This is a genomic window from Polaromonas sp. OV174, assembly GCF_900112285.1.
GTDB lineage: Bacteria > Pseudomonadota > Gammaproteobacteria > Burkholderiales > Burkholderiaceae_C > Polaromonas.
Map to the genome: position 1 here is coordinate 77,139 of NZ_FOKZ01000005.1, position 21,630 is coordinate 98,768.

Annotated in this window: 23 protein-coding genes; 10 read left to right on the plus strand and 13 right to left on the minus strand. The window is 63.7% G+C overall.

Annotated features, from left to right (window positions below):
* Window positions 1-2: 2 nt before the first annotated feature.
* Both BM160_RS06390 and BM160_RS06395 read left to right on the plus strand, forming a co-directional pair.
* A complete protein-coding gene (locus BM160_RS06390; protein WP_255368688.1) occupies window positions 3-1,052 on the plus strand; it encodes an NAD(P)-dependent oxidoreductase in 1,050 nt (349 codons plus the stop codon).
* On the plus strand, window positions 1,049-1,771 hold the full coding sequence (locus tag BM160_RS06395) for an RraA family protein (RefSeq protein ID WP_092002304.1): 723 nt from the start codon (window positions 1,049-1,051) through the stop codon (window positions 1,769-1,771). Before BM160_RS06390 ends, BM160_RS06395 begins: the two co-directional genes overlap by 4 nt.
* 129 nt (window positions 1,772-1,900) lie before the next feature.
* Here the strand turns inward: BM160_RS06395 and glmU are convergent, their stop codons facing one another.
* Complete coding sequence (glmU, locus tag BM160_RS06400) at window positions 1,901-3,316, minus strand: bifunctional UDP-N-acetylglucosamine diphosphorylase/glucosamine-1-phosphate N-acetyltransferase GlmU (protein WP_092002307.1); 1,416 nt, start codon at window positions 3,314-3,316, stop codon at window positions 1,901-1,903.
* Here glmU and BM160_RS06405 point away from each other — a divergent pair.
* The 6 genes from BM160_RS06405 (at window position 3,315) to BM160_RS06430 (ending at window position 8,191) form a co-directional block, all read left to right on the plus strand.
* A complete protein-coding gene (locus BM160_RS06405) occupies window positions 3,315-4,244 on the plus strand; it encodes a DUF6279 family lipoprotein (protein WP_255368689.1) in 930 nt (309 codons plus the stop codon). The two genes, glmU and BM160_RS06405, sit on opposite strands and share 2 nt — an antisense overlap.
* A 63-nt stretch (window positions 4,245-4,307) precedes the next feature.
* Window positions 4,308-4,709, plus strand: a complete 402-nt coding sequence (locus BM160_RS06410; RefSeq protein WP_092002633.1) for a TfoX/Sxy family protein — start codon at window positions 4,308-4,310, stop codon at window positions 4,707-4,709.
* A gap of 508 nt (window positions 4,710-5,217) precedes the next feature.
* Complete coding sequence (locus BM160_RS06415) at window positions 5,218-6,084, plus strand: amino acid ABC transporter substrate-binding protein (RefSeq protein WP_177218938.1); 867 nt, start codon at window positions 5,218-5,220, stop codon at window positions 6,082-6,084.
* A gap of 9 nt (window positions 6,085-6,093) precedes the next feature.
* Window positions 6,094-6,813, plus strand: a complete 720-nt coding sequence (locus tag BM160_RS06420; RefSeq protein ID WP_092002313.1) for an amino acid ABC transporter permease — start codon at window positions 6,094-6,096, stop codon at window positions 6,811-6,813.
* On the plus strand, window positions 6,810-7,466 hold the full coding sequence (locus BM160_RS06425) for an amino acid ABC transporter permease (RefSeq protein WP_092002316.1): 657 nt from the start codon (window positions 6,810-6,812) through the stop codon (window positions 7,464-7,466). The genes BM160_RS06420 and BM160_RS06425 overlap by 4 nt, the downstream gene beginning before the upstream one ends.
* On the plus strand, window positions 7,463-8,191 hold the full coding sequence (locus tag BM160_RS06430; protein ID WP_092002319.1) for an amino acid ABC transporter ATP-binding protein: 729 nt from the start codon (window positions 7,463-7,465) through the stop codon (window positions 8,189-8,191). The genes BM160_RS06425 and BM160_RS06430 overlap by 4 nt, the downstream gene beginning before the upstream one ends.
* 140 nt (window positions 8,192-8,331) lie before the next feature.
* Here the strand turns inward: BM160_RS06430 and BM160_RS06435 are convergent, their stop codons facing one another.
* The 3 genes from BM160_RS06435 to BM160_RS06445 all read right to left on the minus strand — a co-directional run bounded on the left by BM160_RS06435 (window position 8,332) and on the right by BM160_RS06445 (window position 9,838).
* The gene (locus tag BM160_RS06435) at window positions 8,332-8,976 is read right to left on the minus strand and encodes a glutathione S-transferase family protein (protein ID WP_092002323.1); all 645 of its coding nucleotides are present in this window, start codon (window positions 8,974-8,976) and stop codon (window positions 8,332-8,334) included.
* A 67-nt stretch (window positions 8,977-9,043) separates the two neighbouring features.
* Window positions 9,044-9,274: a hypothetical protein gene (locus tag BM160_RS06440; protein ID WP_143093193.1), complete on the minus strand. Its 231-nt coding sequence runs from the start codon at window positions 9,272-9,274 to the stop codon at window positions 9,044-9,046.
* Between the two features lie 51 nt (window positions 9,275-9,325).
* On the minus strand, window positions 9,326-9,838 hold the full coding sequence (locus BM160_RS06445) for a DUF2917 domain-containing protein (RefSeq protein WP_143093194.1): 513 nt from the start codon (window positions 9,836-9,838) through the stop codon (window positions 9,326-9,328).
* 128 nt (window positions 9,839-9,966) lie between these two features.
* Here BM160_RS06445 and BM160_RS06450 point away from each other — a divergent pair, with 128 nt between their 5' ends.
* Window positions 9,967-10,950, plus strand: coding sequence for a LysR substrate-binding domain-containing protein (locus BM160_RS06450; protein ID WP_092002332.1), 984 nt, complete (start codon window positions 9,967-9,969; stop codon window positions 10,948-10,950).
* A gap of 6 nt (window positions 10,951-10,956) precedes the next feature.
* On the opposite strand, the gene BM160_RS06455 is transcribed toward BM160_RS06450, so the two are convergent.
* From BM160_RS06455 to BM160_RS06490, 8 genes are all read right to left on the minus strand, one after another.
* On the minus strand, window positions 10,957-12,444 hold the full coding sequence (locus tag BM160_RS06455) for an N-acyl-D-amino-acid deacylase family protein (protein WP_092002335.1): 1,488 nt from the start codon (window positions 12,442-12,444) through the stop codon (window positions 10,957-10,959).
* Entirely contained in the window at window positions 12,441-13,373 is a 933-nt protein-coding gene (locus BM160_RS06460; protein WP_092002338.1) for a MurR/RpiR family transcriptional regulator, read from the minus strand. Before BM160_RS06460 ends, BM160_RS06455 begins: the two co-directional genes overlap by 4 nt.
* 6 nt (window positions 13,374-13,379) lie before the next feature.
* Window positions 13,380-14,672: an alanine racemase gene (locus tag BM160_RS06465; RefSeq protein ID WP_092002341.1), complete on the minus strand. Its 1,293-nt coding sequence runs from the start codon at window positions 14,670-14,672 to the stop codon at window positions 13,380-13,382.
* Between the two features lie 18 nt (window positions 14,673-14,690).
* Window positions 14,691-15,659: an ABC transporter ATP-binding protein gene (locus BM160_RS06470; RefSeq protein WP_092002344.1), complete on the minus strand. Its 969-nt coding sequence runs from the start codon at window positions 15,657-15,659 to the stop codon at window positions 14,691-14,693.
* The gene (locus BM160_RS06475) at window positions 15,656-16,714 is read right to left on the minus strand and encodes an ABC transporter ATP-binding protein (protein ID WP_255368693.1); all 1,059 of its coding nucleotides are present in this window, start codon (window positions 16,712-16,714) and stop codon (window positions 15,656-15,658) included. Before BM160_RS06475 ends, BM160_RS06470 begins: the two co-directional genes overlap by 4 nt.
* A 35-nt stretch (window positions 16,715-16,749) precedes the next feature.
* Window positions 16,750-17,589, minus strand: a complete 840-nt coding sequence (locus tag BM160_RS06480; RefSeq protein ID WP_092002349.1) for an ABC transporter permease — start codon at window positions 17,587-17,589, stop codon at window positions 16,750-16,752.
* A 2-nt stretch (window positions 17,590-17,591) separates the two neighbouring features.
* Window positions 17,592-18,533 (minus strand): ABC transporter permease, encoded by a 942-nt coding sequence (locus BM160_RS06485; RefSeq protein ID WP_092002352.1) that lies wholly within the window; start codon window positions 18,531-18,533, stop codon window positions 17,592-17,594.
* Between the two features lie 136 nt (window positions 18,534-18,669).
* Entirely contained in the window at window positions 18,670-20,229 is a 1,560-nt protein-coding gene (locus tag BM160_RS06490; protein WP_092002355.1) for an ABC transporter substrate-binding protein, read from the minus strand.
* A gap of 239 nt (window positions 20,230-20,468) precedes the next feature.
* Between BM160_RS06490 and BM160_RS06495 the strand changes: the two genes are divergently transcribed.
* A complete protein-coding gene (locus BM160_RS06495) occupies window positions 20,469-20,858 on the plus strand; it encodes a RidA family protein (protein WP_092002358.1) in 390 nt (129 codons plus the stop codon).
* 133 nt (window positions 20,859-20,991) lie between these two features.
* On the opposite strand, the gene BM160_RS06500 is transcribed toward BM160_RS06495, so the two are convergent.
* Complete coding sequence (locus BM160_RS06500; RefSeq protein ID WP_092002361.1) at window positions 20,992-21,630, minus strand: 5-formyltetrahydrofolate cyclo-ligase; 639 nt, start codon at window positions 21,628-21,630, stop codon at window positions 20,992-20,994.

A 21,630-nucleotide genomic window follows, 5' to 3' on the forward strand; every position in this document is an offset into this window, starting at 1 on the left:
TCGTGCCTGAACCAATCCTCCCCCCGCAAACCCCGGGAGTTCCGCAAATTCACCGCGGCTTCACCATCTTCGTCACCGCGCCTAGCCTGGCCGCAGCCGGCGCGGATTTGCTGTTGCAAGCCGGTTGCCGCGTGCTCTACCTGCCGCAGGGCAGCGACGGCGCGGCGGTGCACCAGTTGCTGGCCAGCGAGGCCATAGACGCGGTGATCTCGCGCACCGTGGCGCTGACGGCGGCCGACATCGCGGCCTGCCCGACGCTGCGCATCATCTGCAAACACGGCGTGGGCGTTTCCAACATTGATGTGGCGGCGGCCACCCGGCGCGGCATTCCGGTCTGTGTCACGCCGGGAGCCAATGCGCAGTCGGTGGCGGAAATGACGCTGGGCCTGATGTTCGCGGTGGCCCGCCGCATCAGTTGGATGGATGCCGAGTTGCGCGCCGGCCGCTGGTCGCGCGCACAAGACGGGCTGGAGCTGCACGGCCGCACGCTGGGCCTGCTGGGCCTGGGCGAGGTGGGCCAGAAGGTGGCGGCCGTGGCGCTGGCGCTGGGCATGCCGGTGCTGGCGTTTGACCCGGGTGTAACGGAATTGCCGGCCAGCTTGAAAGACGTTCGCCTGCTGCCATCGGCCGACGCCGTGATAGCGGCCGCCGACGTGCTAAGCCTGCATGTGCCGCTGACGGCCGCCACGCGCGGGCTGATGGACGCGGCGCGCCTGGCCCGCATGCGCCGCGGCGCCATCCTGATCAACACCGCACGCGGCGAAGTGGTCGACGAAGCGGCTCTGATAGCAGCGCTGCAAAGCGGCCAGCTGCGCGCGGCGGGGCTGGACACCATGGCCACCGAACCCCTGCCAGCGGACAGCCCGCTGCTGCAGCTGCCCAACGTGGTGCTGACCCCGCATGTGGGCGGCTCCACCCCGGCCGCGCTGGACGCCATGGCGCGCGGCGCCGCGCACAGCGTGCTGGCGTTTTTGCAAGGCCTGCCGACCGACCCCGCCACCTGCATCAACGCGCAGCTGCTTCCCCATTTACCCCACCAGGATTCACCATGACGACATCCACACCGACCTCGCCATCAAGCACCACAGCCGCGACCTGGCCGCCCGGCTACCGCATCAACCCGCGGGCAGACAGCCTGCCCGCTGATCTGGTCGAGGCCTTTCGCGCCATTCCCGTGGCCACGGCCGGCGACTGCATGGGCCGCAGCGTGGGCGCCCTCGGCCTGCACGGCTACCACGGCAACCTGGACACCGTGCTCTGCGGCACGGCCTTCACCGTGCGGGTGCGGCCCGGCGACAACCTGATGATTCACAAGGCGCTGACGATGGTGCAGCCCGGCGACGTGCTGGTGATAGACGGCGGCGGCGACCTGACGCAGGCGCTGATAGGCGGGTTGATGCGCACCACCTGCCTGGTGCGCCAGCTGGGCGGGCTGGTGATCGACGGTGCGCTGCGCGACCGCCTGGAATGGGCCGAAGGCGGCTTGCCGGTGTTTGCGCGCGGCCACACCCACCGCGGCCCGAGCAAGGAAGGCCCGGGCGAGATCAACGTGCCGGTGGCCTGCGCCGGCCTGGTCGTGCAGCCGGGCGACCTGGTGCTGGGTGACGCCGATGGCGTCATCGCCATCCCCGCCGCCGAAGCCGCCACGGTGCTGCAGCGCGCCAAGCTGCACTTGGCCAAAGAAGCGCTGATACGCGCCAGCAACCTCGCCGGCACCTCAGACCCGGAGCGTTTCAGCGCGCTGCTGCGCGCCAAGGGTTTGCCGGTCTGACGGCGTCAAGACGCTGGCTGCGCGGGCCTATGCGAGGTGATTCAGGACTAAAAACGAGCTTTCTTGAGCATCAAAACAGGCTGCAGCCCATACTCCACATGCGCTACCAGCTATTAAACCAATAGCAAATCAAGCCTTTTTCTTCTGCGGCCGGCTCCAGTTGGGCAGGCTGATCTGCTTGCCGCGCGCCACATTCAGGGCGCCCGGCGGCGTGTCTTTGGTGATGGTGGAGCCGCCGCCCACGGTGCCGCCCGCGCCTATCGTGACCGGCGCCACCAGCACGCAGTTGCTGCCTATGTGCACGTCGGCCTCGATCACCGTGCGGTGCTTGTTGGCGCCGTCGTAATTGGCGGTGATGCTGCCGGCGCCGTAGTTGACGCGCTCGCCCACCGTGGCGTCGCCCAGGTAGGCCAGATGGTTGGCCTTGGCGCCCTTGGCCAGGGTGGAGTTTTTCACCTCGACAAAGTTGCCTATATGTACCTCGGCACCGAGCTGCGCGCCGGGCCGCAGCCGGGCAAACGGGCCTATCAGCGCGCCCTCGCCCACAGACACGCCCAGCTTTTCGCCGTCGATGTGGGTGAAGGGATGAATCACCGCGCCGGCGGCGATGCTGGCATTGGCAATCACGCAGTTAGCGCCAATGCGCACGCCGTCGCCCAGGCTGACCTGGCCTTCAAAAATGCAGTTCACATCGATCTCGACATCCTGGCCGCAGGACAGCAGGCCGCGCACATCGAAGCGCGCCGGGTCGGCCAGGCGTACGCCCTGCTCCATCAAGTCCGTGGCCCGGCGCAGCTGATAGACACGCTCCAGCTCGGCCAGTTGCACCGGGCTGTTGACGCCGGCCACTTGCGCGGCGTCAAGGATCTGGTGCGCCACCACGGCCACGCCGTCTTCCACGGCAAATTTCACGATGTCGGTCAGGTAGTACTCGTTTTGCGCATTCCGGTTGTCCAGACGGCTCAGCCAGCCGCGCAGCAAGCGGGTCGGCACGGCCATGATGCCGCTGTAGATTTCCTGGATGGCGCGCTGGGCCTCGCTGGCATCCTTGTGTTCAACGATGGCGCGCACCTGGGCCGAGGCTTCGGGACCGGCGCGCACGATTCGGCCATAGCCCGTGGGGTCGGCCATGCTCAGCGTCAGCAGCGCCAGACGCTGGCCGTCACACTGCTCCAGCAAGGCCTTCAGGGTGGCGGCCTGGGTCAGCGGCACATCACCCGACAGCACCAGCGTGACGCCCTCGTCCGCCAGCAGCGGCAGCGCCTGCTGCACCGCGTGGCCGGTGCCCAGCTGCGGCTCCTGGCGTGCAAATTTAAGGCTCAAATCGGCTGCAGCGCCCGTCATACGGTCGCAAGCCGCTTCTACTTCGATAGCACCATGACCGGTGATAACAACCGCCTGGTGCGCCGATAACCGCGCCACGCAGTCGGTAACGTGCGCCAGCAAGGCACGGCCGCCCAATCGGTGCAAGACTTTGGGCAGCTTGCTTTTCATCCGCGTGCCTTTGCCTGCGGCCATGATGACGACGTCTATGGGGGTTGCCATGAAATTTCCTGTGAATTTTTTGATGGTGAATCGCTCAGCCGTGCTGGCTGAATGGACCCGTTGCACACGAATTATCGGTCTCCTGGGCCTGCTGATTTTGGCCGGGCTGTTGCAAGCCTGCGGCGCCACGAAAGTTCTCTACAACCAGGCGCCCGATTTTGCCTACTGGTATCTGGACGGCCAACTGGCCTTCACCGACGCGCAAAGCCTGCAAGTCAAGGACGCGCTAGCCAAGCTCCAGGCCTGGCACCGGCAAAACCAGTTGCCGGGTGCTATGGCCGTCCTGCAAAAGCTGCAGCAGCAAATGCCTTCGGACATGGACGCCAGGGCGGCTTGCGCGCCGTTGGTGGAGCTGCAGCGCCAATGGGTGGCGCTCGCCGACCAGGCCCAGCCGGCCATCGCGGCAGTGGCAGGCACGCTGGGCGCCGAGCAACTGGTGCAGCTGGAGCAGCGGTTCGCCCTGGGCAATGCCTACTTCCAAAGTGATTTTCTGGAAGCCAGGCCCCGGGATGTGCAGGACAGACGCTTGCAACAGGCGATCAGCCGTGCCGAAGTGCTCTATGGCCCGCTGGACCACAAACAGTTGAGCGTCATCCGCCGGCACATTGAGCAGTCGCACTTTGATGCCAGGCTGATCTATGCCGAAAGACTACGGCGCCAGCAGGACCTGCTGCAAACCTTGCGCCCGCTGATCGCGGGCCAGGCTTCGCCCCAGGCAACGCAGGCGGCCCTGCACGGGCTGCTGGACCGTACCCGCCATTCGCCCGATCCGGCCTACCGGCGTTACAGCGACAAGATGGCGCGGCAGACCTGCGCGGTCCTGGCCGATCTGCACAACAGCACCACGGCCGCGCAGCGCCGCCACGCCGTCCAGACCCTGAACGGCCAAGTACAGGATTTATCGGACTTGAGCGCCCACACACCTTGAACAGCAGCGATTCAATCGCCCCGGCGCACGGCGCGCCGCCCCTGCTTGCGCTATGGTGGCGTCATGGCCACGCCCACCAACGACTTCGCGATGTATTGCTGTGAACTGCTGTCCAGCGTGGGGCCGTGCACGGCCAGGCGCATGTTTGGCGGCTTTGGCATCAGCACCGGCGGACTGAGCATTGCGCTGGTGGCCGATCTGGGCCTGGGCGAAAAGCTGTGGCTCAAGGCCGACCTCGACACGCGGCCGCTGTTTGAAGCCGCCGGCTGCCAGCGCTTTGTCTACAACGTCAGCCAAAACGGCGTGCAGGTGGCCAAAAGCATGAACCACTATAGCGCCCCCGAAGACGCCATGGACTCGCCCGAGCTAATGAAGCCCTGGGCCAGACTGGCGCTCGATAGCGCCTTGAAAGCGCGCCAGTCCCGGATCAAACCGGCGCCGAAAAAACGCAGCTGGCCAGCTTAAGCCTGTTTGGATGGGCGCCAGAATTCACCCGCGCCTCAGCCCCGCTTATTGGCAGATTTATGCCTAAAAAGGGCGCTCATCCGAGCTGCAGCGATGGCAAGCTGAAAACTGAGAAAACTGCAACGCCGGATCGAAATCCCTGTCGCTTGGCGACCACATCAGGGAAGATCTGCAAAGATTTTTTCAAGGTCTTGCAGCATACTTGAATATTCTGTATATTGGATTTAATTCAAAATATAGGAACATTTGTTCGATATATTGCATTTTTCAAATTGCCTGAAAACCGGTTCACGTATCCAAAAAAATTCTTTCAAACAGAAAGGAGAACGTCGATGCGCATAGGTATTCCAGGCACGGGGCCATCGCCTACGGTGCCGCGGCTAACGCCTGCCGATTAGGCGTGCGCCTGATGGGTCACGGCCGGTTGACGCAAGCCAGGCCGAGCGAAGAGCAGTGTTGGTTTTTTAACAATTCTCGGCAATCGCGAGAAACAAAAAAGGAGACAGCGATGAAACGACATCTTGTGAAGGTATTGGGTGCGGCAAGCCTGGCACTTGGGTTCTCGGCGGCGGCACAAGACGTGGACAGCGTCATCAAAAAATTGCAGGCCACCAACACGATCACCGTGGGCTACCGCGAAACGCTCATGCCGACCTCGTATCTGGGCGAGGACAAGAAACCGACCGGCTACTCGATAGACATGTGTCTGCGCATCATCGACGAGGTGAAAACCGAGCTGAAACTCTCGCAAATCAAGATCAACTATGTGCCGGTCAACATTCAAAACCGCCAGGCGCTGGTGGCGAACGGAACGGTAGACCTCGAATGCGGCGGAACGGTCAACACTTTTGCCCGCAACAAGCAGGTCGATTTTTCACCGGTCAGCTATGTGGCGGCCAGTCAGTTGCTGGTCCTGAAGAACTCCAAGATTTCAAAGTTTGAAGACCTCAATGGAAAGATCGTGGCCATCGCCACCGGCGGCAGCAGCGAGCCGGAGATGAAGCATATCATCGAGGCCAACAAGCTGAATGTGCGCATCGTCAACGTCGACGACCACGCCGCCGGACTGATCGCCGTGGAGAGCCGTCGGGCCGACGCCTATTTCAATGACAACGCCGCTTTCTTCAGCCTGATCAAGCAATCCAAGAACCCATCCTCGCTGGCGGTGGTCGGCCCGGAATATGGCTATTCGCCGCAAGGTTTCATGGTGCCCAAGAACAACCCCGGCTTTCTGTGGATAGTGACGCACTCCATGGGGAAAATGTTCAAGTCCGGCGAGGCGGACAAAATCTTTGACAAGTGGTTCAAGCCCTACGGCGTCCAGGTCAGCCCCAAGCTGCGGGCGGCCTGGGAGACGGCTTCCTACCCTGAATAATTCCCCAGCGTGAACTACAACTGGGACTGGGGCGTCCTGCTTCAACAACCGTACTGGGGCTGGCTCTGGTCGGGATTGGGCTGGACGCTGCTGATCAGCCTTGGCAGCTGGGCCATTGCCCTGAGTGTCGGAGTGAGCGCTGGCATTGCCAGAAGCATGCCTAATCGCGTGCTGCAGCTGGCGGCCAGCGTTTACATCGAGGTCTTTCGCAACATACCGCCACTGGTCCAGCTGTTTCTCTGGTACTTCGTGTTCCCGGAAGTGGTTCCCGAGGCGCTGGGTCTGTGGATCAAACGCGATCTGCCAAACCCGGAGTTCGTGACCGCCATCGTGGGCGTGGGTTTATTTGCCGGCGCCCGGGTGGCCGAGCAGGTACGCGCCGGTATCGCCGCCGTCGGCATTCATCTCATGCCGGCGGCGCTCGCGACGGGCTTGCGCCCCTTGCAGGCGTTTCGCCTGATCCTGCTGCCGCTGGGCTTGCGCGCCGTTCTCGGGCCGCTGACCTCCGAGTTCCTGATTACCGTGAAGATGTCGTCTATCAGCCTGACGATAGGCATGCTTGAGCTGACGGCCCAAAGCCGGCATATCGAGAACTACACCTTTCACGGCCTGGAGGCGTTTGCCGTCGCCACGGTGGTTTACCTTCTGCTCGGCCTGAGCGTGACCGGATTGATGCGCGTCATCGACCGGCGTTTCGGCGCCGCCAAATATGGACGGGCGCCCTCATGAACGATTTTGACTGGGGTGTGATCGCGCGCTCCTGGCCCTTCCTGGCCGAAGGCATGGCACTGAGCGCCTTGCTGGTGGCTGTTGCCACCCTAGGCGGTTTGGTGCTGGGCTTTGGGCTCGCCATGATGCGGCGCTCCGAGCACGCCTTTATTGCCGGGCCGGCGACGGCTTACGTCACGGTGATGCGCAGCGTCCCCTTGATACTGGTGCTGTTCTGGTTTTACTTCCTGGTGCCGCTGGTGATTGGCCGTCCCGTGGGCGCCCTGTCCTCCGCGCTGGTCGCCTTCGTGCTGTTCGAGGCGGCCTTCTACTGCGAGATCATTCGGGCCGGCATCAACAGCGTTCGCCCTGGGCAGACCGAAGCCGCCCTGGCAACGGGAATGCGGCGATCGCAGGTGATGCGGCTGGTCATCATGCCGCAAGGCTTGCGCGCCATGACGCCTCTGCTGTTCAACCAGGTCATCATCGTGTTCCAGGACACCTCCCTGGTGTATGTGGTGGCGCTGCGTGACTTCATGACCACGGCGAGCGTCGTGGCCTCACGCGATGGACGGCCCACCGAGATGTACACCCTGGTCGCCGTGGTTTATCTTGTGATCTGCTTTTCGCTTTCAAAAGCCATAGAACTCTACCGAAAAGGCCGCGCCAGATGATCGCCATCAACAACGTTCAGAAATCCTATGGCCGCACGCAGGTCTTGCGCGGCTGCACTGCCACGGTGAAGCTCGGCGAGGTCGTGGTGGTATGCGGCCCCTCGGGCTCGGGGAAAAGCACCTTGATCAAATGCGTCAACGGCCTGGTGCCGATTGACCACGGGAGCATTACGGTGGACGGGGTCTCGGTCACCGACAAGCGCACCGACCTGCCCGCACTAAGGGCGCAAATCGGCATGGTGTTTCAGAATTTCGAGCTTTATCCGCACATGACGGCGCTGCAAAATGTCAGCCTGGCCCAGATTCATGTGCTGAAACGCTCTCGCGCCGAAGCCGACGCGCGCTCTGAGCAGCTGCTGGCACGGGTGGGCCTGGCCAGCAAGCTGTCCAGCCGGCCCGACCAGCTTTCGGGCGGGCAGCAACAGCGCGTCTCCATCGCGCGGGCGCTGTCCATGGACCCTAAAGCCATGCTGTTCGACGAGCCCACCTCGGCGCTAGACCCTGAAATGGTCAACGAGGTGCTAGAGGTGATGCAGGCGCTGGCGCTCGATGGCATGACCATGATGGTGGTCACCCACGAAATGGGGTTTGCGCAACGTGTGGCAGAGCGCGTGCTGTTCATGGACGGCGGCGAGATCCTTGAGGACTCGCCCAAGGCGCAGTTCTTCGCCAACCCATCCACCGAACGCGCCCGCCAGTTTTTGACCAAGGTGCTTAGCCACTAGCCTTGCTGCGCGATTGACATCAGGACCGCATGCGCGCTTTCTCACGCGAAGGCAAGGACCTGAACATTGACGACCGGAGAATCCTCGCCTTGAGCGGCGCAGGCCAGCCAGACCGGCGCCGAAAAAAGCAGCAGGCCAGCTTAAGCCTGGTCGTGATGGCGATAAGTGCTGTCGCCATGCGGTGCCGCACTAAAGGCGGGCAGCAACTCCGCTTGTGACGAGAACGCGCGCAGCAGCGGGTAGTCCGCAGCCTTGACGATGTCGGGATGCATCATTTGCGTGAACTGCCAGGCGACCGCCGCGCTGACACCGGCCTGGTTGATGGTGTCGCTGGTGACCGCCAGTGGCCGGCGCTGCAGCTCGGCTTCGAGCGCCCCATAGGCTGCCAGCAACTGCCCGGTCACTCTTTCGACCCAGGGCTGGTGCTGCTTCTCGGCCGGCCTGAGCTTGCTTTCGTAGACGATCTGAACGCTTTTCTCGCAGGCCGCCAGCGCCAGGCCTAGCAGCCGCAGCGCCTGCTGGCGCTCTGGCAGGCTGGTGGGCACCAGGCTCTTGCGCGGCGCCGCGAGGGCTTCGGCGTAATCGAGGATCAGCGTGGAATCCATGAGCACCACGCCGTCATCGCAAACCAGTGAGGGCGCCTTGACGACGGGGTTGATCTGCTGGAACTGGGCGAAGGTGCTGAAGACCGAGAGGGATTGATGTTCGAAGCGCAGGCCCAGCAGTTGCAGCGAAATCGCCACGCGGCGAACATAAGGTGAATCGAGCATGCCTATGAGTTGCATGATTTCTCCGGTTGGGACTGGGGCCTGAAACGGTAGCACAGTGGCACGCCTGGGCTCACAAAAAAACTCAAGGCGGGTTGGATTCCAGCGGCGACAACACCCGACCGCGGCCGGCCACTAGATAGTCGGCATGGCCCGCAATGACAACCAACCAGCGGCCCAAGGTCCGCACGGCCAGCGTCAACGCCTGACCCAGCCGGCGCAAGGCCGGCCGCAGCGCTGCCAGCCAGCGCGTGGCGTGAAGCGGTAGCGCGGAAAACGGCGATTGCGGCGATGGCCAGCGGCCCAGTGCTTGCATGATGTGCTCCAGAGTTTGCCGTTTGATGGCGTCCAAGCGTCCGGGGATGCCTTATTCGCAGGTTTGCGCCTTGAATTGGCGCTCAGCCGAGGTACAACGGGCGCGAGCAGCTACAAAACCAATAGCAAAAGCCGTAGCCACCCGCGTTACTGCTCGGCCGGCCAGCCCCAGCACGCCCACGGCACCGGAACGCGCGGCGGTTTCGCCACGGCCGGCCAGCGCCGGCTCCCAGCTGAAAAGAGCCGAGGGCGTGTGACCTATGCCATAGGACTCCATCACCAACCCTTCGCCGGGCTGCAGGCACAGGCTGTCGCCACGGCTCAGGAAATGATCGCCGGCCCGCGTGCTGCGGCGCTGATCTGCATGGTCAAAAGTGGCCCAGACCCGGCCATGGGCGATGCGCAGCACGCCAGCTTGACCGGCCTGCAGCGCCATGGCGCGGCCGGCGGCCAACTGCCAGTTGCCGGCCTGTCCTGCCAGCGCCGCCTTAGCGCCGACGGCTGCGGCGGAGCGGGAAACAGCTTCCATTTGATGCGCAAATCGGGGTGTCGTAAGGTGGTCCATGAGGTTCTCCAGAAAAGACCTGAAAGCAAAAAAGATGAATGAATGATCACGCGCCAGGGCTTCCCCGTCCAATGAATTCGCGCTACGCTATTCATTCCATAAACGCATCAATAAAAAAACCACCCGTCATGCAGCATTCACAAACCCACCTACGTTCGCGGCCGATTTCGGCCGGCCAGCTGCGGGCCTTTGAATCGGTCGCGCGCCACCTCAATTTCCGCGCCGCCGCAGAAGAGCTGGCCCTGACGCAATCGGCGGTGAGCCGCCAGATTCAAAGCCTGGAAGAAGACGTGGGCGTCAGCCTGTTTCACCGCCATACCCGGGCGGTGGAGCTGTCCAGCGCCGGCGGCCTGTTGCTGCGGGCGGTCACGCCTTCGCTGGAGCGCATAGACAGCGCGGTGCGGCAAATCCGCCAGAGCGTGGGACGTAAAAGCGTCTCGCTCACCACCTTTGCCTCCTTCGCCTCGATGTGGCTGATTCCGCGGCTGGAGGGCTTTCAGCGCGACAACCCCGACATAGATATCCGGATTGATGCCTCTGACGTGTCGGTGGACCTGAATGTCTCAGATCTGGACCTGGCCCTGCGCTATGCCCCGGCAGCGCACATGCCGCCGCAGGCGATACGCCTGTTCGGCGAGCAGATCACGCCTGTGATCAGCCCCTGGCTGATCAAAACCGGCCCGCGCCTGAAAAAGCCGGACGATCTGGCGCAGTTCACGCTGATTGAGGCCGGTGATGCCCACCACACCCACCTGGAATGGCTGACCTGGCGCCGCTGGCTGGACAGCCACGCGGCGCCCAAGCTGGAGGCCAAGCGCTGGCTGTATTTCAACTACGCCTACCAGATGGTGCAGGCGGCATTGACGGGCCAGGGCGTGGCGCTGGCGCGGCTGCCGCTGATTGCCGAAAGCCTGGCCTCGGGCGATCTGGTGGAGCCCCTGCCAGGGCTGCGCATGGACTCGCCCATGGCCTACTGGCTGATCGTCGGTCCACGCAATGCGCTCAGGCCAGAGGTGCTGGCCTTTTGCGAATGGCTCAAGGACCAGGCGGCGCAGACCCGGGAAGCGATTGGCGATGTGCCTGATCCCGAGACGCTGGACCGGCTCGATTGAGCCGGCTCAGACCGGCGGCGCGTGGCGCCGCAACAGCCGGCCGGCACGCGCCTGCACCCGCGCCTGGCTGGCCTGGGCCGCCGTGCCCTGGGCGGCATAGGCCAGTTCGCCGTTGACAAAAACCTTTTCAATCCCTTCCGACAGGGCGATGGGGTTCTCGTAGGTGGCGACATCGCGCACCCGGGCCGGGTCCAGCACCACCACATCGGCATGCCAACCCGGCTGCAGCTGGCCGCGCTCGTGCAACCGGAAGTTGCGCGCCGACAGGCCGGTCATCTTGTAGATGGCGGTTTCCAGCGAAAACAGTTTCTCGTCGCGCCAGTAGCGCGCCAGCACGCGCGGAAAAGCGCCCCATAACCGCGGATGCGGATGCTGGTCGTGCGGCAGGCCGTCCGAACCGATCATGCTCAAGGGGTGGGCGATGACGCGTTTCACGTCGTCTTCCTGCATCTGGAAATAGCAGGCGCCGCCGGGCTGCAGGCGGCGGCAAGCGGCCTTCTGGTCAACGCCCCACTCGGCGGCCACCGAGGCCAGGGTACGCCCCGTCATTTCGGGGTGCGGCGTGGACCAGTTCACCAAAATATCTATCACGCCATCGACCAGGTCTTCACGCAGCACGGTGGAGCCGGCCACATAGGGATAAACGTCCATGGCCACCTGCTGGCGAGCGGCCAGCGCCTCAATCACCGGCAGGGTTTCCCGGGTGCGGCCCCAGTTGTCGGGGCCGGCGCATTTGTGGTGCGAGATGACCAGCGGCACGCCGGCACGAAAGGCGGTGTCGCCGGCCTCGTGCAGCGCCTCTATGATGGTTTGCATTTCGCTGCGCAGATGCGTGGCGTAAACGCCGCCGAAGCGCGCCACCACTTGGGCCAGCCGCACCACCTCCTCGGCGGGCGCGGCAAAAGCCTCTTCGTAAAACAGCCCCGACGACAAGCCGGTCGCGCCCTCCTCCATGCAGCGCGTGAGCAGCGCGCACATGGCGTCGAGCTCGCTGGCGCTGGCCGGCTGGCTGAGGTCGGCCACGCAGGCGAAACGCAAGGTGGTGTGGCCAATCAGCACGGCGACGTTGACGGCCGGCTGCGCCGCGCTGACGGCACGCTCATAGCCGGCCACCGAATCAAAGCGAAAGGAATCGGCGCCCAGCAGGTTCAGCGGCGGCAGCGGTTTGGCCACCACAAAAGGCGCCAGTGAAATGCCGCAGTTACCGCTCACCACCGTGGTGATGCCCTGGGAAATCTTGGGCAGCATGTCGGGGGTCTTGAGCACGATGGCGTCGTCGTGCGTGTGCACATCAATGAAGCCGGGCACGATGGCCAGGCCGCTGCAATCGACGCAGTTCACATCCTGTAGCGCCAGGCCTTCGGGCAGGCGCTGACGCACCTGCTGGCCGACAGCCGCAATGCGCTCGCCGACCAGCAGCACATCGCCAATCCAGCCAGCAGCACCCGTGCCATCAATCACCAGCCCGTTTTCGAGCAAAGTCGCGCGTGTCATCTTGGGTCGCTTTCGTTGTTTTTCAGTTTGCTTTCATTGACGGCGGCGACCGTTTCCCAATCAAGCTTGGGGTAGTGGCGCATGTCCACGCCGCGCGTGCTGAGCACCTCGCGCACGCCGCTCAAGCGTTTCACGGCCAGGTCGCCCAGGCGCTGGGCCACCATCACCGTGACGATTTCAAGCACCGTGAGGTGCACCAGATAGGCCTCGGTGCCCACATGCATGACCGGGTCGTCAGGGACATGGATGCCCAGCACGATGTCGGCGCGCTTGGCCAGTTCCGTCCCCTCCTGGGTCAGGGCAATCACCGTGGCGCCTTGCGAGCGCGCCACGTCCACCGCTTCGAGCAGGGACGGCATGCCGCCCACGTGCGAGATGGCGAACACCACCCCCTGCCGGCCTATGGTGGCGGCCGACACCAGTTGCAAATGGATGTCCAGATAGGCGTTGGCCACCAGCCCCAGGCGAAACAGCCTGGCCTGCATGTCCGAAGCCATGAAACTCGACGTCACGCCGACGCTGTAGCAGTCGACCCGGCTGGCGCGCACGATGGCATCGGCCGCAGCCTCCACCGCCGCCACGCTAAGCTGGGCCTGAACGCCGCTGACGGCCGTGGCCGCGCCCTTGATGACCTTGGAAATCACCTCTTCGGTGCCGTCGTGCAGTTGCACCCGGCGATGCAGCGGCGAGCCGCTGACGGCCATCTCCTGCGCCAGCGCCAGCTTGAACTCGCGCAAGCCGGGGTAGCCCAGATCGCGGCAGGTGCGCATCACGGTGGGCACCGAGCTGCCGGCCCGCTGCGCCAGTTGCTCAAAACTCTCGTCGAGCACGCGCTGGGGATCTTGCAGCATCAGCGCCAGCACCTTGCGCCGCGAGGTGGACGCACCGGCCATGGTCTCGGCAATTCTGGCAAGGACCTTGGAATTCATAAAACCTCAGAAACAGGTCACCAGGGCGTCGCACACCGTGTAGTTGTCATCGACCACCGGCATCCAGCGCCATTTGTCAAAAGTGGTGCAAGGGTGCGAAATGCCCAGCGCCACCAGGTCGCCGACCTGCAGTGCCGCATGCTCGGGACCGCTGCCGTGCAGATAGGCGTGCTGGTCGTTCAGGGCCGTGATTTTCCAGTCTGCGGGCGCGGCCACCGGTGCCGCAGCCGCGGCGCTGAGCGAGAAGATGGGCACAGGCATTTCCAGGTCGTAGGACAGATCGCGCCGGCCTACGGCCAGGATGGCCAGCCCGGGTTCTGGGCAGGACTGCACCGTCGCCCAGACTTCTATGGCCGGCCGCAGGCCATCGCTGTCGTGCAGCCTGGCATTGACGGCGCCCACCAGGCGCTTGTAGTTGCCGTGGTCGTGGGTGATGTAGCAGCCCGAGCGCAGCAGGCCGCGCACCGGGCGCGAGAGCTGGGGCTTGAGCCAGCCGCTGACCAAGTCAAAAATCGCTGAACCGCCGGCCGTCATCAGGACTTCCTCATTGTCGAAAAAACCTTGCCGGTCGCAGGCCAGGGCGATGTCGCAGACCCGCTGCATCAGGCTATCGGCATAGGCTTTGTCAGCCTCGGAGTTGCCGGTGGCGCCGCCGCCTTCATAGGTTTCTATGCCGACCAGGCGGCAGGCCGGGCTGGCGTGAATCGCCGCCGCCAGCGCCAGCGCTTCGGCCTCATGGCGGCAACCGGTGCGGGCGCCCATCACGCCGATTTCCAGCAGCACTTCGAACGGCGCCGCCATGCTGCCTTCATGCGCCGCCGCCCAGGCTTCGATCAAGGCCAGCTGCGCCAGCGAATCCACCAGAAAGACAATACGCAAACCGGGGTACTCGCGCAGCATGTCCTGAATGCCGGCCAGGTCTATGGCCGTGATCACCTGGTTGGCGATCATCAACCGCTTCGCGCCTGCCGTGATGCCCGCGCGCATCTGCGCCACGGTGGCAAAGGTCAGGCCCCAGGCGCCTTGATCGAGTTGCTTTTTGAGGAGTTGCGGCGACATGGTGGTCTTGCCGTGCGGCGCCATGTCCACGCCCTGGCTCTGGGCGAATTTCTGCATCCAGCCCAGGTTGTGCTTCATGGAGACCTGCTTGACGACGGCCAGCGGCAGCGGCAGGTCGCCCTTGAGCACATTCCATTGCTGAGCGCCGATTTCAGAGCGGCGCAGCGCAGCGCTGGTGTGCGGAAAGCCCTTGTAGGAGCGGTCGAGCTGCGGGTCGAGAAGATCTTGCAAAGTGGTCATGATGAATACTTTCTTGGTTTATGCCGCCAGCAGCGCGATGTCATCGCGAATGCAGGCTTTGAAGCGGCCAGCCCCCATGTCGCGCAACTCGGGGCGGGTCGTGGCGCAAGCGTCCAGCGCATGCGGGCAACGGGTGCGAAAAACGCAACCGGAAGGCGGATTGACCGGGCTGGGAATGTCGCCCTTCAAGGCGACGCGTTCGCTTTTGTGTTCCGGATCGGGCTTGGGCGAGGCCGCCAGCAGCGCCTGGGTATAGGGGTGCAAGGGCTGGGCATACAGCGCGGCCGTGGGCGCCACTTCCATCACCCGGCCCAGATATAGCACCACCACGCGATCGCACAAATACTCCACCACATCCAGGTCGTGCGAGATGAACAGCATGGTCAGCTTCAGGCGGTCGCGCAGGTCGCACAGCAGATTCACCACTTGGGCCTGAATCGACACATCCAGCGCCGACAGCGGTTCGTCGGCGACGATGAATTCCGGCTCGACCGCCAGCGCCCGCGCCACGCCTATGCGCTGACGCTGGCCGCCGGAGAACTCATGCGGATAACGGCTGGCATGCTCGGCGCGCAGGCCGACCAGTTCCAGCAACTCGGCAATGCGCTTGCCCTGTGCTTCCTTGCCCTTGGCCAAGCCGTGCACTTGCAAGGCCTCGCCCAGGATGTCCTTGACGCGCATCTTGGGGTTCAGGCTGGCATAGGGGTCCTGAAAAATCATCTGCAGCTTGCTGCGCAAGGCACGCATGCGACCGCTAGAGGCCGCGCCCAGATCTTCGCCGCGGTACAAGACCTGGCCCGAAGTGCTTTCGATCAGTCGCAGCAGGGTGCGGCCTATGGTGCTTTTGCCCGAGCCGGACTCGCCGACCAGGCCCAGGGTTTCACCGGGCTGAATGGAAAATGACACATCGTCCACGGCGCGCACCGGTTTGGCCGAGTCGCCGAAATAACGGTGCAGTTTTTTGACTTCTATCAGCGGCGCGCTCATGCCGGACTCCTGTTGATGGCGGCGGCACGGGCGGCCGGCGTGAGAATGCAGCGCACGCAGCGCTGTGGATGTTCCGGCTCGGGCAACAAGGCCGGCATGGCGCTGCTGCAAGCCGGCAGCGCCTGGTCGCAGCGCGGCTCAAAGGCGCAGCCGGGCGGCGGCGCCAGCGGGCTGGAGACCTGGCCGCGAATGGCGTAGAGACGCTTCTTGGCGCCGGGCACGGCAAGCGCCTCGCGCTTGCGCTGCTGCGCCGGCAGGCAGGCCAGCAGGCCTTGCGTATAAGGGTGCTGGGGCGCGGCAAACAGCTCGCGCACCGGTGCCGACTCGACAATGCGGCCGGCATACATCACCGCCACATCGTCGGCATGGTGAGCCACCACGCCCAGGTTGTGCGTGATGAACAAAATGCTCATGCCGGTTTCGCTCTGCAGGCGACGCATCAGCTCCAGAATCTGCGCCTGTATGGTCACATCCAGCGCCGTGGTCGGCTCGTCGGCGATCAGCAGGGTCGGGTTGCAGGCCATGGCCAGCGCAATCATCACGCGCTGACGCATGCCGCCCGAAAGCTGGTGCGGGTATTCGTGCAGGCGCTGGGCCGCGGCCGGAATCTCGACGAGTTCCAGCATGCGCTTGGCATGGGCCAGCGCGGCCTTGCGGTCCAGGCCCATGTGCAGGCGCACCGACTCGGCAATCTGCTCGCCCACCGTGAACACCGGGTTCAGGCTGGTCATGGGCTCCTGGAAAATGATCGCGATCTCGTTGCCGCGTATGCGCCGCATCTCGGCCTCGGGCAATGACAGCAGGTCCAGCGTTTTGCCTGCCCGATTGGTAAACAGCGCCTGGCCGCTGACCTGGGTGGAGGCGGTACGCGCCAGCAGACGCATCAGGGTCAGACTGGTCACCGACTTGCCGGAGCCGGACTCGCCCACCAGGGCGGTGGTCTTGCCGGGGCGGATGCTGAAGCTAACCTCGGCCACCGAGCGGATCAGCCCTTCATCGGTGTCGAAAAAGGTGCTCAGGTTGCGGACATCAAGCCGCGGGGAATCAGGGGACATCAAGGGCGGGTTCATGGGGTTTTCTCGCAGGGGTCTCACATGGACTTTTTCAGCCGCGGATCCAGCAGGTCGCGCACGCCGTCGCCCAGCAACTGCAAAGACAGCGCGGTCAAAATGATGGCGAGACCGGGAAACAGAACAATCCACAGCGCGCCATGGGCATACTGCTGGCTGCCGGCAACCATGGTGCCCCAGGTCGGAATTTCGGGCGGCACGCCCACGCCCAGGAAAGACAGGGAGGCTTCGGCCAGGATGGCATAGGCAAAGATGAAGGAAGCCTGCACCAGGATGGGCGACATCAGATTGGGCAGGATATGCCGCCACAAAATCCGCGCCGTCGAGACGCCGACGGCACGCGCCGCCTCGACAAACAGCAGCTCGCGCACCACCAGGGTGGAGGCGCGCACCACCCGCGCCACGCGCGGCGTGTAAACCAGCACCAGCGCCAGCACCACGTTGAGCATGGAGGGGCCCAAAATCGCCACCAGCGCAATCGCCAGCAAAATGTCGGGGAAAGACATCATGGCATCGACTACGCGCATGATGGGCGCATCCAGGCGGCGGAAAAAGCCCGCCATCAGGCCAAACAGGGTGCCCAGCACAATGGCGCCCACCGCGGTCAGGGCGGCAATCGTCAACGAATAGCGGCCGCCAAAGGCAATCCGCGCAAACAGATCGCGCCCCAGCTCATCGGTACCCATCCAGTGGCTGGCCGTCGGCACGGACAGACGTTGGCTGATGGCGGTGTCGTTCGGGTCGTAGCTCGTCACCACATTGGCCAGCAAGGCCAGCGTGACCACCAGCAGCAGGCAGATGGCGGCGCCCAGCACGATGCGGCGCCGGAACAGTTTCTTGAGAATCAGGGGGATTTTCATGGCTAGTACTTCACGCGGGGATCGACCAGCATGTACAGCAGATCGGTGAGGAAATTGATCACCACATAAATCATGGCGATGACCAGCAAAGCGCCCTGGATCACCGGGTAGTCGCGCCGCAGCACGGCGCTCACCACCAGGTTACCGACACCGGGCAGGCCGAACACGGTTTCGGTCACCACAGCGCCGCCAATCATCAGGGCGATGGTCAGGCCCAGCACGGTGACTATTGGCACCAGGGCATTGCGCAGCGCGTGCTTGAGCACCACCACGTTTTCCGACAAACCCTTGGCGCGCGCGGTACGCACATAGTCTTCACCCAGCACGTCCAGCATGGAGGCGCGCGTGAAACGGATGATGAGCGCGGAGTTGAGCACGCCCAGCACCACCGAAGGCAGGATCAGGTAGTGCAGGCGCTCAAGCAAGCTGGCGCCCGGATCGCCGTAGCCCGAGACCGGAAACCAGCCCATGGACACGGCAAAAATCTGCATCAGTACCAGGCCAAACCAGAAGCTGGGAATACTGGCGCCCAGCATGGCAAAGCCGGTCAGCAACTGGTCGATGAACTTGCCGCGAAACACCGCCGAGATGATGCCGCAGGGCACGCCTATGCAGGCGGCAATCAGCACCGATAGCAGCGCCAACAAGGTGGTGGGCTCGGCCCGCTCCCACAACGCCTGGGTGACAGGGCGCTGCAAAAAGATGGAGTCGCCCAGGTTGCCGCGCGACAACTCCTTGAGCCAGTAGCCGAACTGCACCGGCAAGGGCTTGTCCAGGCCGTACTCTTTTTGCACGCGGACGATATCTTCGGCCGTGGCCTGGTCGCCCAGCAGCACCGTCACGGGATCACCGGAGGCGGCGCGCGTGAGCACGAACACAATGACCGCCACGAGCGCCATGACGACCAGCATGCCCATGACGCGTGACAACAAATAGCGTGTCATGACAATTTCTCTTTAACCAAATGGAACAAGGTAAACAACGCCCCCTCCGTCTCACCGCCGGGCCGCCTCAAGGCGAAACCGCCCCCTCGGGGGGCAGCGCATGACACGCAGTGAAAAGCGTGGGACTCACATCTCTTTAGTTCTTCAGACTGGTGTTCCAGAAGAAGGGCCAGGCCGTAGGCACATAGCCCTGCAGCGCTGGCGAACGGGCCGACAGGCTGTTGAACTTGCCCGCATTGACGTAGGGCACTTCGTCGTACACCACTTGCTGCACCGCCCCCCACAGGGCGCCGCGCTTGGCCGGGTTGGTTTCCTGATTCAGTGCCGCCAGCGTGGCCTGCTTGGCGGGGCTACTCCACCAGCCGGGTGCGCCGTCACCCAATTGCGGTGGCGACAGCATGGGCTCGGGGAACTGGCCCGAATGGGTGATGTAGATGTCCCACAGCTTGGAATCGCCGCGGCGCTGCACCAGCGTGGCCCAGTCCACCACATTCAACTCGGCCTTGAAGCCGGCGCGCTTGAGCTGCTCGGCCATGATCAGCGCCATGTTGTAGTGAAAGTCGTACTGGCGGCTGGTCAGGATGCGAATGGTCTCGCCCTTGTAGCCGGCCGCGGCCGCCTGGCCCTTGGCCTTGTTCGGATCGCGCTCGTTGTATTTGTTCGCGCCAGCGGTCGAATAGAACGGCGTGCCCTTGGGAAAGTGGTTGGGCTCGGCCGTGAAGAAACGCGTGTCGCCAAAGCCGGCGGCCAGCATTTCACCCTCGCCAAAGCTGGTCTGCACCGCCTTGCGCACCGGCAAGGAGGTCATGACGCCCTCCTTGGTGTTGAAAACAAAGTAGGGAAAACCAAAGGATGGCGTCAGGATGGGAAGCGTCTTGCCGCTGGCCTTCTCCAGGCGACCCAGCGCCTCGGTGGGCAGCAGGTCGGCGAAATGGTATTGACCGGCCAGCGAGCCCTCGACGCGCGTGTTGGCATTGGGCACCGGGAGGAAGCGCAGTTCGTCGACCGTGGCGACTTTCTTGCCGCCAAAGCCGCTGGCGACTTCCTTGCGCGCCGAGTACTGGTCAAAGCGGGTCAGCAGCACGTACTGGTCGGGACGGCGCTCCTTGAATTTGTAGGGGCCGGTGCCGACGAACTCCTTGAGCGGCGTGGCAATCGACTCCTTGGCCATGATGGCGGCCATACCTGAAGGCATGGCCAACTGGGGCAGCAGCGGCGCATAAGGCGTCTTCAGCGTGATTTCAATGCCGTGGCTGCCATTGGCCGACAGGTCGACCACGTCCTTGGCCAGCGCCTTGCCGCGCGGCGACACGTCCATCCAGCGCTTCAGGCTGAGCACCACGTCTTCGGAATTCATCTCGCGGCCGTTGTGCAGCTGCACGCCCTTGCGCAAGGCGATGCTGTAGCGCTTGCCGTCGGCCGAGACCTTGGGCATGCCGTCGGCCAGCATGGGCACCATGGCCCAGTTGGCATCAAAGGTATAGAGCGGCTCATACACGTGCTGCATGATGGTGGCCACCAGGTCGGCGGGAGAAGCCATTGGGTCCAGCGTTTGCGGCTCCGCAATCATCGCCAGGTTGAGGGCTGACTTTGCAGGCGCTTGCGCTTGCGCACCCAAGGGCAGCAGGGCCGTGCTCCCCACCGCCAGCGCCAAAGCCACCGCATGTCGACGACTAATCCAGAGTTTTTGCAGCATGCCGATCTCCTTAAGTAGTGAAAGTATTTTTCAAGTTGCAAAGAATATGCCAGCGATAATTTCAAAAATATCGGTAATTACCCTAGGCGTGAAACGAAAATATGAAAATATATTTCACCTTCCGGGGCCTGACGGCATGAATCCGGGCGTGCTGCCTCCCTGCTTGCACCGCCCTGGTGCCCATTTCGCAGCGGCCTGAGCCCTCACACTTTTTTCACCCCCAACCAGGAGTTTTTTTTATGTCCGCACTCGAGTTTCTCGGCAACCCGCCCATCGCCTCCGACCACCAGCCCCGCCCGTTTTCACCCGCCGTGCGCGCCGGCGATTTTGTCTATGTCTCCGGTCAGGTGCCGGGCGATGAAAACGGCGAGATCATCGTCGGTGGCATCGAAGCGCAAACCCGCCAGGTGATGAAAAACATTTCCGCCGCACTGGCGCTGGCCGGCTGCACGCTGGAAGATGTCTGCAAAACCACCGTGTGGCTGCAGGACGCACGCGACTTCGGCAGCTTTAACCGCGTCTACATGAGCTACTTTGGTGCCGGCAAGCCGGCGCGCTCGACCACCGAGGCGCGGCTGATGGTGGATGCGCGGGTGGAGATTGACGTGGTGGCTTACAAGCCGCGTTGAGCATTTTCGGCCTCTAGCCCAATAAATACAGGCGCAGGCAGCTATTGAATTGATAGTTAGCTGGTGCGGCTGAGGGTGGCTGGCCGGGAGTGGCCCGGCCTCCACCCTCAGCAAAGCCAGCCAGCAAACCACCTCACCCCGGCCAGACCACACCCTTGTCATTAAGAATGGCATCCAACGGAATATCGTGCGCCTCAGGCTCCATGTCCGGCAGCCAGCCGTTGCAGAAACCCAGGCCAACAGTCACCGGCCGCGGCTGCAAGGTCGCCAGGGTACGGTCGTAAAAACCGCCGCCGTAACCCAGCCGGTAGCCGCCAGGCCCATAACCCACACAGGGCACGAACAACAGCGTCGGCACGATCAGCTCGGTGTCCTGGGGTTTGGGAATGCCGTAGGCGTCTTCCTCCATGGGGCAACCCGGATACCAGGCGTGAAAGGTCAGGGTCTTGTGCTGCTTGTTGACCACCGGCAGGCCGATCTTGCGCGGCGACCGGCTCGCTATGCTTTCAGTAGCTAGTTGCGCCCATCCCTCATGCCCTGGAGCCATATTTGATGCAGAATTTTCGGCCAGGGCGGCATCTTCCTGCCAGCGGTACAAGGCGGGCAGCGGATCAAACTCGCCCTTGATGGGCCAGTAAGCGCCTATCACCTCGTCGCTTCGCCCCACCAGCCAGATACGCAGCACACGCTGCAACAATGCGGCCCGCTCCAGGCGATCGGGCATGTCGAGTCGCGCCGCGAGCAGCGCTTTGCGTGTGCTTAATTTGTCCAT